The sequence below is a fragment of the Sanguibacter suaedae genome (assembly GCF_016342785.1).
Lineage (GTDB): Bacteria > Actinomycetota > Actinomycetes > Actinomycetales > Cellulomonadaceae > Sanguibacter > Sanguibacter suaedae.
In genome coordinates, this window is sequence record NZ_JAEINH010000007.1 from 130,810 (window position 1) to 144,345 (window position 13,536).

At 71.0% G+C, this 13,536-nt stretch carries 14 protein-coding genes; 13 read left to right on the forward strand and 1 reads right to left on the reverse strand.

Annotated features, from left to right (window positions below; translation table 11 throughout):
- The 7 genes from JAV76_RS10110 to nusB all read left to right on the forward strand — a co-directional run bounded on the left by JAV76_RS10110 (position 1) and on the right by nusB (position 4,530).
- Positions 1 to 567, forward strand: coding sequence for a shikimate kinase (locus tag JAV76_RS10110; protein WP_198733921.1), 567 nt, complete (start codon positions 1 to 3; stop codon positions 565 to 567).
- Positions 564 to 1,697, forward strand: coding sequence for a 3-dehydroquinate synthase (gene aroB / locus JAV76_RS10115; protein WP_198733922.1), 1,134 nt, complete (start codon positions 564 to 566; stop codon positions 1,695 to 1,697). The genes JAV76_RS10110 and aroB overlap by 4 nt, the downstream gene beginning before the upstream one ends.
- A gap of 34 nt (positions 1,698 to 1,731) precedes the next feature.
- Positions 1,732 to 2,163: a type II 3-dehydroquinate dehydratase gene (locus tag JAV76_RS10120; RefSeq protein ID WP_198733923.1), complete on the forward strand. Its 432-nt coding sequence runs from the start codon at positions 1,732 to 1,734 to the stop codon at positions 2,161 to 2,163.
- A gap of 235 nt (positions 2,164 to 2,398) precedes the next feature.
- The gene (locus JAV76_RS10125) at positions 2,399 to 3,019 is read left to right on the forward strand and encodes a sigma factor-like helix-turn-helix DNA-binding protein (RefSeq protein WP_198733924.1); all 621 of its coding nucleotides are present in this window, start codon (positions 2,399 to 2,401) and stop codon (positions 3,017 to 3,019) included.
- Positions 3,016 to 3,429 (forward strand): hypothetical protein, encoded by a 414-nt coding sequence (locus JAV76_RS10130; RefSeq protein ID WP_307844143.1) that lies wholly within the window; start codon positions 3,016 to 3,018, stop codon positions 3,427 to 3,429. The genes JAV76_RS10125 and JAV76_RS10130 overlap by 4 nt, the downstream gene beginning before the upstream one ends.
- Positions 3,430 to 3,548: 119 nt before the next feature.
- A complete protein-coding gene (efp, locus tag JAV76_RS10135) occupies positions 3,549 to 4,112 on the forward strand; it encodes an elongation factor P (protein WP_198733925.1) in 564 nt (187 codons plus the stop codon).
- Between the two features lies 1 nt (position 4,113).
- Entirely contained in the window at positions 4,114 to 4,530 is a 417-nt protein-coding gene (nusB, locus tag JAV76_RS10140; protein ID WP_198733926.1) for a transcription antitermination factor NusB, read from the forward strand.
- A gap of 42 nt (positions 4,531 to 4,572) precedes the next feature.
- On the opposite strand, the gene JAV76_RS10145 is transcribed toward nusB, so the two are convergent.
- Positions 4,573 to 6,759, reverse strand: a complete 2,187-nt coding sequence (locus JAV76_RS10145; protein WP_198733927.1) for a putative bifunctional diguanylate cyclase/phosphodiesterase — start codon at positions 6,757 to 6,759, stop codon at positions 4,573 to 4,575.
- A 98-nt stretch (positions 6,760 to 6,857) separates the two neighbouring features.
- On the opposite strand from JAV76_RS10145, the gene JAV76_RS10150 reads away from it, so the two are divergent.
- From JAV76_RS10150 to carA, 6 genes are all read left to right on the forward strand, one after another.
- On the forward strand, positions 6,858 to 8,582 hold the full coding sequence (locus tag JAV76_RS10150) for an AMP-binding protein (RefSeq protein WP_372403451.1): 1,725 nt from the start codon (positions 6,858 to 6,860) through the stop codon (positions 8,580 to 8,582).
- A 127-nt stretch (positions 8,583 to 8,709) separates the two neighbouring features.
- The gene (gene pyrR, locus JAV76_RS10155) at positions 8,710 to 9,351 is read left to right on the forward strand and encodes a bifunctional pyr operon transcriptional regulator/uracil phosphoribosyltransferase PyrR (protein ID WP_198733928.1); all 642 of its coding nucleotides are present in this window, start codon (positions 8,710 to 8,712) and stop codon (positions 9,349 to 9,351) included.
- Positions 9,348 to 10,337: an aspartate carbamoyltransferase catalytic subunit gene (locus JAV76_RS10160; protein WP_198733929.1), complete on the forward strand. Its 990-nt coding sequence runs from the start codon at positions 9,348 to 9,350 to the stop codon at positions 10,335 to 10,337. The genes pyrR and JAV76_RS10160 overlap by 4 nt, the downstream gene beginning before the upstream one ends.
- 14 nt (positions 10,338 to 10,351) lie before the next feature.
- Complete coding sequence (locus tag JAV76_RS10165; protein ID WP_307844145.1) at positions 10,352 to 11,695, forward strand: dihydroorotase; 1,344 nt, start codon at positions 10,352 to 10,354, stop codon at positions 11,693 to 11,695.
- The gene (locus JAV76_RS10170) at positions 11,692 to 12,252 is read left to right on the forward strand and encodes a PH-like domain-containing protein (RefSeq protein ID WP_307844147.1); all 561 of its coding nucleotides are present in this window, start codon (positions 11,692 to 11,694) and stop codon (positions 12,250 to 12,252) included. Before JAV76_RS10165 ends, JAV76_RS10170 begins: the two co-directional genes overlap by 4 nt.
- Positions 12,249 to 13,535, forward strand: coding sequence for a glutamine-hydrolyzing carbamoyl-phosphate synthase small subunit (gene carA, locus JAV76_RS10175; RefSeq protein WP_198733931.1), 1,287 nt, complete (start codon positions 12,249 to 12,251; stop codon positions 13,533 to 13,535). The genes JAV76_RS10170 and carA overlap by 4 nt, the downstream gene beginning before the upstream one ends.
- The last annotated feature ends 1 nt before the right edge of the window (position 13,536 follow it).

The window sequence follows — 13,536 nt, forward strand, 5'->3', positions numbered from 1 at the left end:
ATGAACGCCCCCACGGCAGACGCCGCTCACACAGTCGTGCTCGTCGGCCCACCCGGGTGCGGCAAGTCCACCGCAGCACGGTCTCTCGCGTCCCGCCTCGGATCACCCTGGCGGGACACCGACACGGACATCGAGCGCACCGCCGGCAAGTCGATCTCCGAGATCTTCGTCGACGACGGCGAATCCCATTTCCGCGCCCTGGAGCGCGACGCCGTCGCCACCGCGCTCCGCACTCATCCCGGCATCCTCGCGCTCGGTGGCGGAGCCGTCCTCGACCCCGCCACCCAGGAGCTCCTCACCGGCTACGCGGCCGCAGGTGGCACCGTCGTCTTCCTCGACGTGAGCCTCGCCCACGTCGCCCCCCGCGTCGGCTTCAACCAGTCCCGCCCCCTGCTCCTCGGCAACCCCCGAGCCCGCTGGCAGGCCCTCATGACCGAGCGCCGTCCCGTCTACGAACGCGTCGCCACGCTCCACGTCCACACCGACGGCAAGACCTCCGCGCAGGTCGCCGACGAGATCGTCGCCGCGCTCCGAGCGCGCACACCCACCCCGAAGGACACACCGTGACCGACCCGCAGCCGTCCGTCGTCCAGGTCACCGCCGAGCGCACCTACGACGTCGTCATCGGATCCCACCTCCTCGGCGAGCTTCCACGCCTCCTCGGCACCGGTGTGCGGAAGGTCCTCATCGTCCACACCGAAGCCCTCGAGGCGTCCGCCACCGCTGTCCGCGAAGACCTCCTCGCCGAGGGGTACGAGGCGCTGCTCGCCGTCATCCCCGACGCCGAGGGCGCAAAGTCCGTCGACGTCGTCGCCTTCTGCTGGCAGATCCTCGGCCAGTCCGACTTCACCCGGAGCGACGCCATCGTGTCCATCGGGGGAGGGGCCACCACTGACGTCGCCGGGTTCGTCGCCGCCACGTGGCTGCGCGGCATCACCGTCGTCCACATCCCCACCACGCTCCTCGCGATGGTCGACGCCGCCGTCGGCGGCAAGACCGGCATCAACACCGCCGAGGGCAAGAACCTCGTCGGCGCCTTCCACAGCCCCGGTGGCGTGCTCTGCGACCTCGCCGCTCTCGAGACGCTGCCCCGGTGGGACTTCGTCGCCGGCCTCGCCGAGATCATCAAGACCGGCTTCATCGCCGACCCCGCCATCCTCGACCTCGTGGAGGCCAACGCGGCAGCCCTCCAGGCCTGGCCGGCCGCCGATGAGCACCTGTGGTCCGTCGTCCGAGAGCTCGTCGAACGCTCCGTCGCGGTCAAGGCCCGCGTCGTCAGCGAGGACCTCAAGGAGGCCTCCCTCCGGGAGATCCTCAACTACGGCCACACCCTCGCGCACGCCATCGAGCAGGTCGAGCGCTACAGCTGGCGCCACGGCGCGGCCGTCGCCGTCGGCATGGTGTTCGCCGCCGAGCTCGCACGCCTCGCCGGCAGGCTCGACGACGAGGTCGTCGACCGGCACCGTTCCATCCTCACCTCCGTGGGCCTGCCCGTGACGTACCGCGGGGACCGTTGGGAACAGCTCCTCGCAGTCATGCGCCGCGACAAGAAGTCCCGCGGCGACCTCCTCCGGTTCGTCGTCCTCGAGGACCTCGCCAAGCCTGCCCGCCTCGAAGGACCCGACCCGACGCTCCTCGCGGCCGCCTACGCCGAGATCAGCGCCGACGCACCCACCAGCCGCGCCGTCGCGCTCTGACGACCGCCACCACCCCAGCTCGAGAGGCACCACCATGGCCCGCGTCCTCGTCCTCAACGGCCCCAACCTCGGCAGGCTCGGCGTCCGTGAGCCCGACGTCTACGGCGCCCTGTCCTACACGGACCTCGTCGAGGCAGGCCGCCGGTGGGGGAGCGAGCTGGGCCTCGACGTCGAGGTCCGCCAGACCGACGACGAGAGCGAGCTCGTCCGCTGGATCCACGAGGCCGTCGACACCCGCAGCGACGTCGTCCTCAATCCCGCCGCCTTCACCCACTACTCCTACGCCGTCCGCGACGCAGCCGCCCAGGTGACCAAGAGCGGGCTCCGCCTCGTCGAGGTCCACATCTCCAACCCCTACGCCCGCGAGGAGTTCCGCCACACCTCCGTCGTCGGGGGAGTGGCCACCGGGACGGTCGCCGGGTTCGGCTTCGAGTCGTACCGCCTCGCGCTCATCGCCCTCGCCTAGGGCAGCCCCACGGCCAGAGCCTCAGCTCCCAGCACGCCCGCGGCGTGCACCGATGCGCCGGGCCCGGAGCGGACCTGCTCGTCGAAGTACTCCTCGTGAGATTCCGAAGCGTCCTCTTGCTCAATAAATAGTGTGCCAAGCGCGTTTCGCACTCTTGCAAACGAAACCAGCAAGGACGAACGAGGCTCAAGCCCAGGGGCTTGATTAGGCAGCATCAAGGCCTTAACCTTGATACATGTTCGTCCTGACGATCGACCAGCAGAAGAGCACCACCCGGGGAGACCTCGTCCCTGAGCTCCTGGCCCACCTCGCGCCGCTCACCGAGCGGGCCGGAGGAGCGCGGCTCCCGTTCGAGCGGACCGTCGGCGACGAGGTGCAGGGCGTGGTCGCCTCGCCGGAGACGGCTCTCGCGGTGGTGCTCGGTGTGCTCAGGATCGGGGGATGGCGTATCGGTCTGGGAGCCGGCCCGGTCGACGAGCCGCTCCCTGCACACAGCCGGGAAGCCTCGGGGCCCGCGTTCGTCAGGGCGCGCGCGGCGATCGACCGCGCCAAGCCACGGACGACAGGCGTCCCGGTCGCCGTCGAGGGGGGAGCGGGTGTCCCTGACGCCGAGGCGGTCCTGCGCCTGCTCGGTGCCGTCGTCGAGAGGCGCACCGACCAGGGGTGGGAGGTCGTCGACCTGCTCACCGACGGCACGCCCGGCGGGGCGGGACGGGTACGGACGCAGAAGGAGATCGCCCGTATCCTCGGCATCAGCGAGCAGGCCGTCAGCCAACGGGTGCAGAACGCGCTGTGGGCGGAGGAGCTCGCCGCGTGGCCGCTCGCCGCACGGTTGCTAGGAGAGGCGGACCAGTGAACCCAGCCCTGATGATCCTCGTCGTGATCGCGGTCCTCGCGGGCAGCGTCGCCGGCGGCTACGCCGTCACGCGACTCGTGCTCGCCCTGGCGGCACGCACGAGCCCCGCCGGCGGGACGTCCGGCGATCCCGCCGCGGACTCCGCCGCGGGGCCGACGAGCGCGCGGGCGGTCGCAGCGCTCCGTGGCGGGACGTGGATCGGGCTGCTCGAGCGGTTCGCGATCACCGGCCTCGTGCTCGTCGGCCACCCCTCGGGCGTCGCACTGCTGGTCGCGGTCAAGGGGCTCGGGCGGTACCCCGAGCTCAGGGACAACCCCGAGGCCTCCGAGCGCTTCGTCATCGGGACGCTCGCGTCCATGGTGTGGGCGGGCGGGCTCGGTCTCCTCGGCCGCTGGCTCCTCACCCTGTGAGCCGGCGGTCGCCCGCGGGTTAGACTGGTCTCCGCTCTCGTGCGGTCAACTTCCTGGGGTCAAGCTCGTAGGTGGTCGGCGGGTGCTTCGAACCTTGCACACTCGACAGGAAGACGATCGTGGCGACCACCAACGACATCAAGAACGGCACCGTCCTCAAGCTCGACGGGCAGCTGTGGACCATCATCGAGTTCCAGCACGTCAAGCCCGGCAAGGGTGGCGCGTTCGTCCGCACCAAGATGAAGAACGTGACCTCCGGCAAGACGGTCGACAAGACGTTCAACGCCGGTCTGAAGATCGAGACCGCCAACGTCGACAAGCGCGACATGCAGTACCTGTACAAGGACGGCACGGACTTCGTCTTCATGGACACGTCCACGTACGACCAGATCAACATCCCCGAGGTCACCGTCGGCGACGCCGCCAACTTCCTCCTCGAGAACCAGAACGCTGTGGTCGCCACCAACGAGGGCACCGTCCTCTACGTGGAGCTCCCCGCGTCCGTCATCCTGGAGATCACGTACACGGAGCCGGGCCTGCAGGGTGATCGTTCCACCGGTGGCACCAAGCCGGCGACCCTCGAGACCGGTCACGAGATCCAGGTCCCCCTCTTCCTCGAGCAGGGCACCAAGGTCAAGGTCGACACCCGCGACTCGAGCTACCTGGGCCGAGTGAACGACTGACGTGGGAGCTCGCACCAAGGCGCGCAAGCGCGCCCTCGACGTCCTCTTCGAGGCGGAGCAGCGCCAGATGAGCCCTGTGGCGCTGCTCGCCGACAGGCTCGTCGAGCCCGGGACCGAGTCGTCCCTGCCGCAGTACTCGGTGGACATCGTCGAGGGCATCGTCGAGCACATGGACCGCATCGACGAGCTCCTCGAGACCTACTCGCACGGGTGGACCCTCGACCGCATGCCCGCGGTCGACAGGGCGCTCCTGCGCATCGGGTCCTGGGAGGTCCTCTTCAACGCGGACGTCCCCGACGCCGTCGCCATCGACGAGGCCGTCGAGCTCTCACGGTCCCTGTCCACGGACGACTCGCCGACGTTCGTCAACGGCCTCCTCGGCCGGATCCTCGAGCTCAAGCCGACGATCCTCGCCTGACACGTCGGACCCGAGGATCACGCCGCCCGCCGGGGCGGCGCCTCAGCGCAGGGGAACTGCTGCGGCCGGACGGCCGAGCATGTTCCCCTGCGCTTTCGTCACTCCCAGGGCGACGAGGGCCTCGAGCTCGTCGACCCGCTCGACACCCTCGGCCACGACCTCGAGGCCGTGCGCCGTGGCGAGAGCCACGACCGCCTGGAGCACCGCGTGCCCGGGGACGGTGAGGATGTCCCGGACGAACGACTGGTCGATCTTGAGGATGTCGATCGGCAACGACGCCAGGCGCGCCAGCGAGTTGTAACCCGTCCCGAAGTCGTCGAGCGCGATGCGCGCGCCCTTCTCGCGGAGCTGTTCGAGGATGCTCGCCGTCTGGAGGGAGTCGTGCAGCAGCGCGCTCTCCGTGATCTCGATGGTGAGCATCTCCCAGGCCCGCTCGCCCCACGCGTCGGTGATGTCCTCGAGGAAGCTCGGCTCCGCGAACTGACGTGCGCTGATGTTCACCGCCACGGGGAGGTCGAAGCGCTCGGTCGCCGCGAACGCCTGCCGGAACGTCATGTTCCCGATGCTCACGATGAGCCCGGAGTCCTCGGCATAGGTCAACCAGTCCGCAGGCGCACGCAGGGTCCCGTTGTCCTCCCACCGGGCGAGCGCCTCGAGGCCGAGGACCTGGAGGGTGGTCGTGTCGACGATGGGCTGGAAGTGCACGCAGAAGTCGCCCTGGTCCACGGCCTCGTCGATCTCGCGGCGCAGGCGCGCCTCGGCGGCCACCCGTGACTCGAGGTTCTGGTCGAAGAGCACCACGCCGGCCTTCTTGCGCTTCGCCTCGAGCATGGCCGTGTCCGCGCAGCGCAGGAGTGCGTCGGGATCGATCTGCGTGCCGGGCTCCCAGGTGGTGATGCCGAGGCTGATGCGGGGGACGGACCGGGTGGTCGTCGCCGACTGGAACTCGTGCCGGACCTTGGTGGCGAGCGCGACGAGGTCCGCGTCGGTCCCCGCGCGCTCGATGACGACGACGAACTCGTCACCCCCGATGCGGGCGACCATGACGTCGCTGCCCACGGTCTTGCGCAGGTGCGACGCCGCGAGGACGAGGAGGTGGTCGCCCCACGCGTGCCCGTACTGGTCGTTGGCCCGCTTGAAGCCGTCGAGGTCCGCGTAGAGGACGGCGACCCGGCTGCGTTCCACGTTGGCGCGCTCGAGCGCGTTCACGAGGTGCTGCTCGAGGGAGGGGCGGTTGGGCAGCCCGGTGAGGGCGTCGGTGTACGCCGCGCGGCTCAGGCGGTCGGCGAGGGCGTGGCGCTCGGCGGCCGACGAGACGATGTTCGCGAGAGCGAAGAGGAACTTCCGCTCGGTCGGGTCGGCGACGTTGCGGCCCGCGGGGGCGAGCTCGGTGACGAAGCGCCCCCTGGAGAGGGTGCGGATGGTCCCGCTGACGGACGCGTCGTCGAGGAGGGTGCGTGCCTCGTCCTCGGCACGCCGCAGGAGGGCGTGAGGGTCCTTGACGTACCAGGCGAGGTTGCTGATGCGGGCCTGTGCGTCGCGCATCGAGCTCTGGAGCTCGGCGGCGTGCTGGCCGTGCCGGATGCGGCGCAGGGCGAGGATCTCGAGGCCGACGACGAGCGGGATGAGCCAGGCGCTCGTGAGGGCGGCGCGGAGGTCCGGTCCGGGCAGGACGTAGGAGAGGACGAGCAGGGTGACCGCGAGCGCTGCGGAGGCGAGGAGTGCGGTGCGTGTGCGGCGGCGGGGGGTGCGGAGGATGGTGCTGGTGAGGTAGGTGCCGACGATGGCGGCGGGGACGAGGAAGGTGGTGATGTCGAGGAGGGTGTGGGTGGTGCCGTCGCGGAGCTCGCCGCGGTCGGTGATGGTGCCGGTGGCGAGGAGGAGGATGTGTGCGGTGAAGAGTGTGGTGGCGGTGATGAGGTGCCATCGGTAGGGGGGGCCGTCGGAGAAGGTCTGGGCGACGGGGAGTGCGAGGAGGATGGCTGCGGCGAGTGCGGTGGCGGCGATGATGCTGAGTGCGTGGTGGGTGGGGCCTGCGGGTGTGGCGCCGGTGAGGGCGTCGAAGAGGAAGACGACGGCGAGGGTGATGGACCACAGGAGGGTCCAGCGGTTGTGGGGGCGTTGGTTGTCGTCGTCCCGCCAGACGGTATGGAGGACGCAGAGGCCTGCGGCGGCGCCTGCGGCGACGCTCTGCGTGATGATGATCCATATCGTGGTGGACTCGTGCATGTGTGCTCTATCGGCAGGGTGCGGGTGAACTTGAGGGCTGGTGCGCCGAGTTTATCTACGGTGTCGTAGGTTACGGGTGCGTAGGTTAGTGTGACCGGGTGAGCTCTCCTTCTGTGGTCCGTCCGTGGTTGTCGTCGTACGCGCCTGGTGTGTCGGCGGATGTCGAGGTTCCTGAGGAGTGGTTGGGGGCGGCTCTGGTGCGGGGTGCGAGGGAGCATCCGCGGCGGGTTGCTCTGGACTTCATGGGTGGTCGGACGACGTACGGGGAGCTCGCGGAGCAGGTGGCGCGTGCGGCGGGTGCGTTGGTGCGTCTGGGTGTGGGGCCGGGGGACCGGGTGGCGATCGCGTTGCCGAACTGTGCGGCGCACGTGGTGGCGTTCTACGCGGTGCTGCGGGTGGGTGCGGTGGTGGTGGAGCACAACCCGACGTACACGGCGTCGGAGCTGGAGCACCAGCTGGTGGACTCGGGTGCGGTGGTGGCGATCTGCTGGGAGCGGACCGCGTTGAGCGTGCTTGAGGTCCAGGACCGTACGAGCGTGCGGACGGTGGTGGCGGTGGACATCTCCCGTGACCTGCCGCTGCTGAAGCGGGTGGCGTTGTCGTTGCCGGTGGGCAGGGCGCGGGCGTTGCGGGAGTCGATGCGTGCGGAGGTGCCGTCCGGGGTGGCGCGGTGGCACGCGTTGGTGAGGGCGGCGAGGCCGGTCGCTGCGTCGCACCCGGTGCCGGTAGGTGAGGACCTGGCTCTGCTGCAGTACACGGGCGGGACGACGGGCACCCCGAAGGGGGCGATGCTCTCGCACCGGAACCTCGTGGCGAACGCGGTGCAGGGGGCGGAGTGGACGGGTGCGCAGCGGCGTGCTGCGGAGGGCGGTTCGCCCGACGTGGTGTACGGGGTGCTGCCGTTCTTCCATGCGTTCGGGTTGACGTTGTGCTTGTCGTACACGTTGCGCATCGGGGCGACGTTGGTGATGTTCCCGAAGTTCGACGTGGACTCGGTGCTGGCTGCTCAGCGGCGGGTGCCGGGGACGTTCCTTCCTGCGGTGCCGCCGATGCTGGAGCGGTTGGCCATGGCGGCGGGGGAGCGTGGTGCGGACCTGTCGTCGTTCCGGTACGCGATCTGCGGGGCGATGCCGTTGCCGGCGAGCACGGCGGCCGCGTGGGAGGACGTGACCGGCGGGTTGGCCATCGAGGGGTACGGGATGACGGAGACGTCGCCGGTGTCGGTGGGGAACCCGTTGTCGGAGGCTCGCAGACCGGGGTCGTTGGGCTTGCCGTTCCCGTCGACGTGGATCCGCGTGGTGGACCAGGACGACCCGCACAGGGAGGTGGCCACGGGGGAGCGAGGCGAGCTCCTGGTGAGCGGCCCGCAGGTGTTCTCCGGGTACTGGGAGCGCGAGGAGGAGTCGGCGGAGGCGTTCGTCGAGGCGGACGGGCGCACGTGGGTGCGCACGGGCGACGTGGTGGTGGTCGACGAGGACGGGTTCGTCGTGGTGGTCGACCGCATCAAGGAGATGATCATCACGGGCGGGTTCAAGGTGTTCCCGTCGCAGGTGGAGGACTGGTTGCGCAAGATGCCGGGCGTCGAGGACGTCGCCGTGGTCGGTGTCCCCGGGGGCGACCTGGGTGAGAAGGTCGTGGCCGCCCTGGTGATGGCGGCCGACGCCCACCCGGTGGACCTCGAGGCCGTGCGCACGTGGTGTGAGAAGCACCTGGCCCGCTACGCCCTGCCCCGCCAGCTCGTCATCGTCAAGGACCTGCCACGGTCGCAGATCGGCAAGGTCCTGCGCCGCGTGGTGCGGGACAGGGTCATCGGCTCCGAGTGACCGTGGGGCCGGCGCGGCCCGCGATCCGGACGCCCGGCACGGCCGCCCCGACGGACCGGTATGGTGGCCGTGTCCTGCAAGACATCCTTTAAGAGCCGTCCCGTGAGGCGGAGAAGGAGGTCGCCAGATGACTTCTGGCCCTGGCCTGCCCCCAGACAGCACCCCCGACACCCCGTCCGCGAGCGCGGACGCAGGGACCACCGAGGTTCTCGGTGCGACGGAGATCTCCCGTGCGTTGACGCGTATCGCGCACGAGATCCTCGAGCGGAACAAGGGGGGTGCGGACGTCGTCCTCCTCGGTGTGCCGACGCGTGGTGTGCCCTTGGCGCGCCGGTTGGCGTCGCGCCTGGTCGCGGTGGAGCCGGGCCTGGACGTGGGTGCCCTGGTGGGCACCCTGGACGTGACGATGCACCGGGACGACCTGCACCGGCAGCCGCCGCGGGCGATCGGGCGCACGGAGCTGCCGGAGGGTGGTATCGACGACCGGGTCGTGGTGCTCGTGGACGACGTGCTGTTCTCGGGTCGCACCATCCGTGCCGCGCTCGATGCGATCAGCGACGTGGGGCGCCCGCGTGCGGTGCAGCTCGCGGCGCTGGTGGACCGCGGGCACCGGGAGCTGCCGATCCGCCCTGACTTCGTGGGCAAGAACCTCCCGACGTCGTTGTCGGAGCGGGTGAGCGTGCTGGTCGAGGAGATCGACGGGTGCGACGCGGTGCTCATCGGTCCGGGCGGGCCGGGGCGGGGCGAGCCGGGCGGTGGGGCGCGATGAGGCACCTGCTGAGCACGGCGGACCTGACGCGGGGCGAGGCGATCCGGATCCTCGACACGGCGGCGCAGATGGCCGCGACGCAGTCCCGGGAGATCAAGAAGCTGCCGACCCTGCGGGGTCGGACGGTCGTGAACCTGTTCTTCGAGGACTCCACCCGCACGAGGATCTCCTTCGAGACGGCGGCGAAGCGGTTGTCGGCGGACGTCATCAACTTCTCCGCCAAGGGGTCGAGCGTCTCCAAGGGCGAGTCGTTGAAGGACACGGCGCTGACCCTGCAGGCGATGGGGGCGGACGCGGTGGTGATCCGGCACCAGGCGTCGGGTGCCCCGCACACGCTGGCCCATGCGGGGTGGGTGGACTCGGCGGTGGTCAACGCCGGTGACGGCATGCACCAGCACCCGACGCAGGCGCTGCTCGACGCGTACACGATGCGCCGGCACCTCACCGGTGGTGGCACGGGTGAGGGTCAGGACCTGGCCGGCGTTCGGGTCGCGATCGTCGGGGACGTGCTGCACTCGAGGGTGGCGCGGTCCAACGTGCAGCTGCTGCACACCCTGGGTGCGCACGTGACGCTCGTGGCGCCCCCCACCCTGGTGCCGGTGGGCGTGGAGGCGTGGCCGTGCGAGGTGTCGTTCCACCTCGACGAGGTCCTCGTCGACCAGCGGCCGGACGCGGTGATGATGCTGCGTGTGCAGCGGGAGAGGATGAGCAGCGCCGGTGGCGGGTTCTTCCCCAGCCCGCTGGAGTACACGCGGGGTTACGGTCTCGACGCCCGACGGTTGGGCATGCTCTCGGAACGGGCGATCGTCATGCACCCGGGTCCGATGAACCGCGGCCTGGAGATCTCCGCGGAGGCGGCCGACTCCCCGCGGGCGGTCATCGTGGAGCAGGTCGCCAACGGTGTCGCGGTGCGCATGGCTGTGCTGTACCTCCTGCTCGCAGGAGACGTGACGCAGGACTCCCAGCAGGACAAGGCAGGTCAGTGATGGAGGCAGGCGCAGTGACGACGGCAGGCACGACGGACAGGTACCTCCTGCGCGGTGTGGCACCGCTGGGCGGTGAGCGGGTGGACATGCTCCTCGCCGGTGGCGTGATCGAGCGCATCGCCCCGGAGGGGACCTTGTGGTCCGACGGCGACGCACAGGTGGTGGACGGTGCGGGCCTCGTGGCCCTGCCGGGTCTCGTGGACCTCCACACGCACCTGCGCGAGCCGGGCCGGGAGGACGCGGAGACCATCCGGTCCGGGACGCGGGCCGCCGCGGCCGGCGGGTTCACTGCCGTGCACGCCATGGCGAACACCACGCCCGTGCAGGACACGGCCGGGGTCGTGGAGCAGGTGTGGCGCATCGGCGCCGAGGCCGGGTGGGTCGACGTGCGCCCCGTGGGGGCGGTGACCGTCGGCCTCGACGGCGAGCACCTCGCCGAGCTCGGGTCCATGGCACACTCCGCAGCACGCGTCCGCGTGTTCTCCGACGACGGGCGGTGCGTGTCCGACCCGATCCTCATGCGCCGTGCCCTGGAGTACGTCAAGGCGTTCGACGGGGTCGTCGCCCAGCACGCCCAGGAACCACGGCTCACCGAGGGCGCCCAGATGAACGAGGGCGTCGTGTCCGCGGAGATCGGCCTCGCCGGGTGGCCCGCGGTCGCCGAGGAGGCGATCATCGCCCGTGACGTGCTCCTCGCCGAGCACGTCGGGTCACGCCTGCACGTGTGCCACCTGTCGACCGCCGGGTCCGTGGACCTCGTGCGGTGGGCCAAGGGGCGCGGCATCGACGTCACCGCTGAGGTCACCCCCCACCACCTCCTCCTCACCGACGACCTCGCCCGCGGGTACGACCCCCGGTACAAGGTCAACCCCCCGCTGCGCACCGCCGCGGACGTCGAGGCCGTCCGCGAGGGCCTGGCCGACGGCACCATCGACGTCGTCGCCACCGACCACGCCCCGCACACTCGCGAGGACAAGGACTGCGAGTGGGCCGCCGCCGCGTTCGGCATGACCGGCCTCGAGACCGCCCTGAGCGTCGTCCAGCACACCATGGTCGATACCGGGCGCATGACGTGGGTCGACGTCGCCCGCGTCCTGTCCAGCACACCGGCACGTATCGGCCGCATCGACACCGGGCCCCACGCGCACGGGCGCCCCCTGGACGTCGGCGAACCCGCGAACATCACCCTCGTCGACCCCTCCGCCGTGCGCACCGTCGTCCCCACCGAGCAGCACACCGCGAGCGCGAACTCGCCCTTCGGTGGGCGTGAGCTCCCCGGCCGGGTCGTGGCGACGTTCCTGCGGGGCAGGGCCACCGTCCTCGACGGGGCACCGGTCGACGGCGGGGGTGCGTCGTGAACCTTCCCATGCCCGTCGCGGTAGCGCTGATGCTCGGTGTCGGTGTGCTTCTCCTGCTGGGGATGTGGCGCGGGTGGCGCGGGGTGCAGGCCCGGTCCGCGGACGTCGTGGGCGACCTGCCCGCGGTCCCCGCCCGCGAGCACCTGGGCGCTGCGCGCACCGAGCCCGTGACCGGCACGTACGTGTCGAGCACCACGGGCGGCGACTGGCTCGACCGGGTCGCCGTGCGCGACCTCGGGCACCGGTCCCCGGCGCTCGTCCAGGTCTTCGACACCGGGGTCCTCGTCGAACGGACCGGGGCGCACGACCTGTTCGTGCCTGCGAGCGCCGTGCGCGGCGCCGACCGGGTCCCGGGGATGGCCGGCAAGTACGTCGGCAAGGACGGCATCGTGGTCCTGCGGTGGGACGTCGCCGGCGCCCACGGGGCCACCACGCGTCTCGACACCGGGATCCGCACCCAGCACAAGGCCGACCGTGCGCTCCTCGTGGACGCCATGAACTCGCTGGTGCCCCAGGTACCGGCCGACCAGCCGCACAACGACAAGGAGTCCGAGTGACCACGCCACTGCACGCGACCAGGACACCCGACGAGCTCGTCTCGGACGCCGCCCTGCTCGTCCTCGAGGACGGGCGCACGTTCACCGGGCGCGCCTACGGGGCCTCGGGGACCACCGTCGGGGAGATCGTCTTCAACACGGGGATGACGGGGTACCAGGAGACCCTCACCGACCCGTCGTACCACCGGCAGATCGTCGTGATGACCGCCCCGCACGTGGGGAACACGGGTGTCAACGACGAGGACCCCGAGTCGGGGAAGATCTGGGTGAGCGGGTACGTGGTGCGTGACCCTGCGCGCCGTGCGTCGAGCTGGCGGTCGGTGCGGACCCTCGACGAGGAGCTCACCGCCCAGGGCGTGGTGGGCATCTCCGACATCGACACGCGTGCCCTGACGCTGCACCTGCGTGAGCGCGGGGTGATGCGGGGGGCGATCTTCTCCGGGGCGTCGCTGGTGGACGGCGGGTTCCCGCGGTCCATCGACGACCTCGTCGCCGAGGTGCGGTCCGCGCCGTCCATGGCCGGGGCCGACCTCGCCCGTGAGGTCACCACCGCCGAGGCGTACGTGATCGAGCCCCTCGGGGAGCACACCGGGAAGGCCCCCGTGAAGACGGTGGTCGCGGTCGATCTCGGCATCAAGTCGATGACGCCGCAGCGCCTGGCCGAGCGGGGCATGCGCGTGCACGTGATCCCCGCGGGGTCCAGCATCGACGACGTCCTCGCCCTCGACCCCGACGGGGTGTTCTTCTCCAACGGGCCCGGCGACCCCGGTGCGGCCACGCACGAGGTCGAGCTCCTGCGGGCCGTCCTCGACCGGGGCCTGCCGTACTTCGGGATCTGCTTCGGCAACCAGATCCTCGGCCGCGCCCTCGGGTTCGGGACCTACAAGCTCGCCTACGGGCACCGGGGCATCAACCAGCCCGTCATGGACATGTCGACCCGCAAGGTCGAGATCACCAGCCAGAACCACGGGTTCGCGGTCGACGCACCCATCGGGCAGGAGGCCACCGCCCCGCACGACGGGGGCCGGTACGGGCGGGTCGTGGTGTCCCACGTGGGGCTCAACGACCAGGTCGTCGAGGGCCTGGAGTGCCTCGACATCCCCGCGTTCTCCGTGCAGTACCACCCGGAGGCCGCCGCAGGCCCGCACGACGCCGCGTACCTCTTCGACCGTTTCCTCGACCTGCTGACCTCCGGTGCGCCCAGCGCCGCCGGGCTGTCCGCCGCCCCGCCGGCGGTCCCCGTCGGTCCCGACGCCTCCGCCACGTCCGCCAAGGAGAACTGAC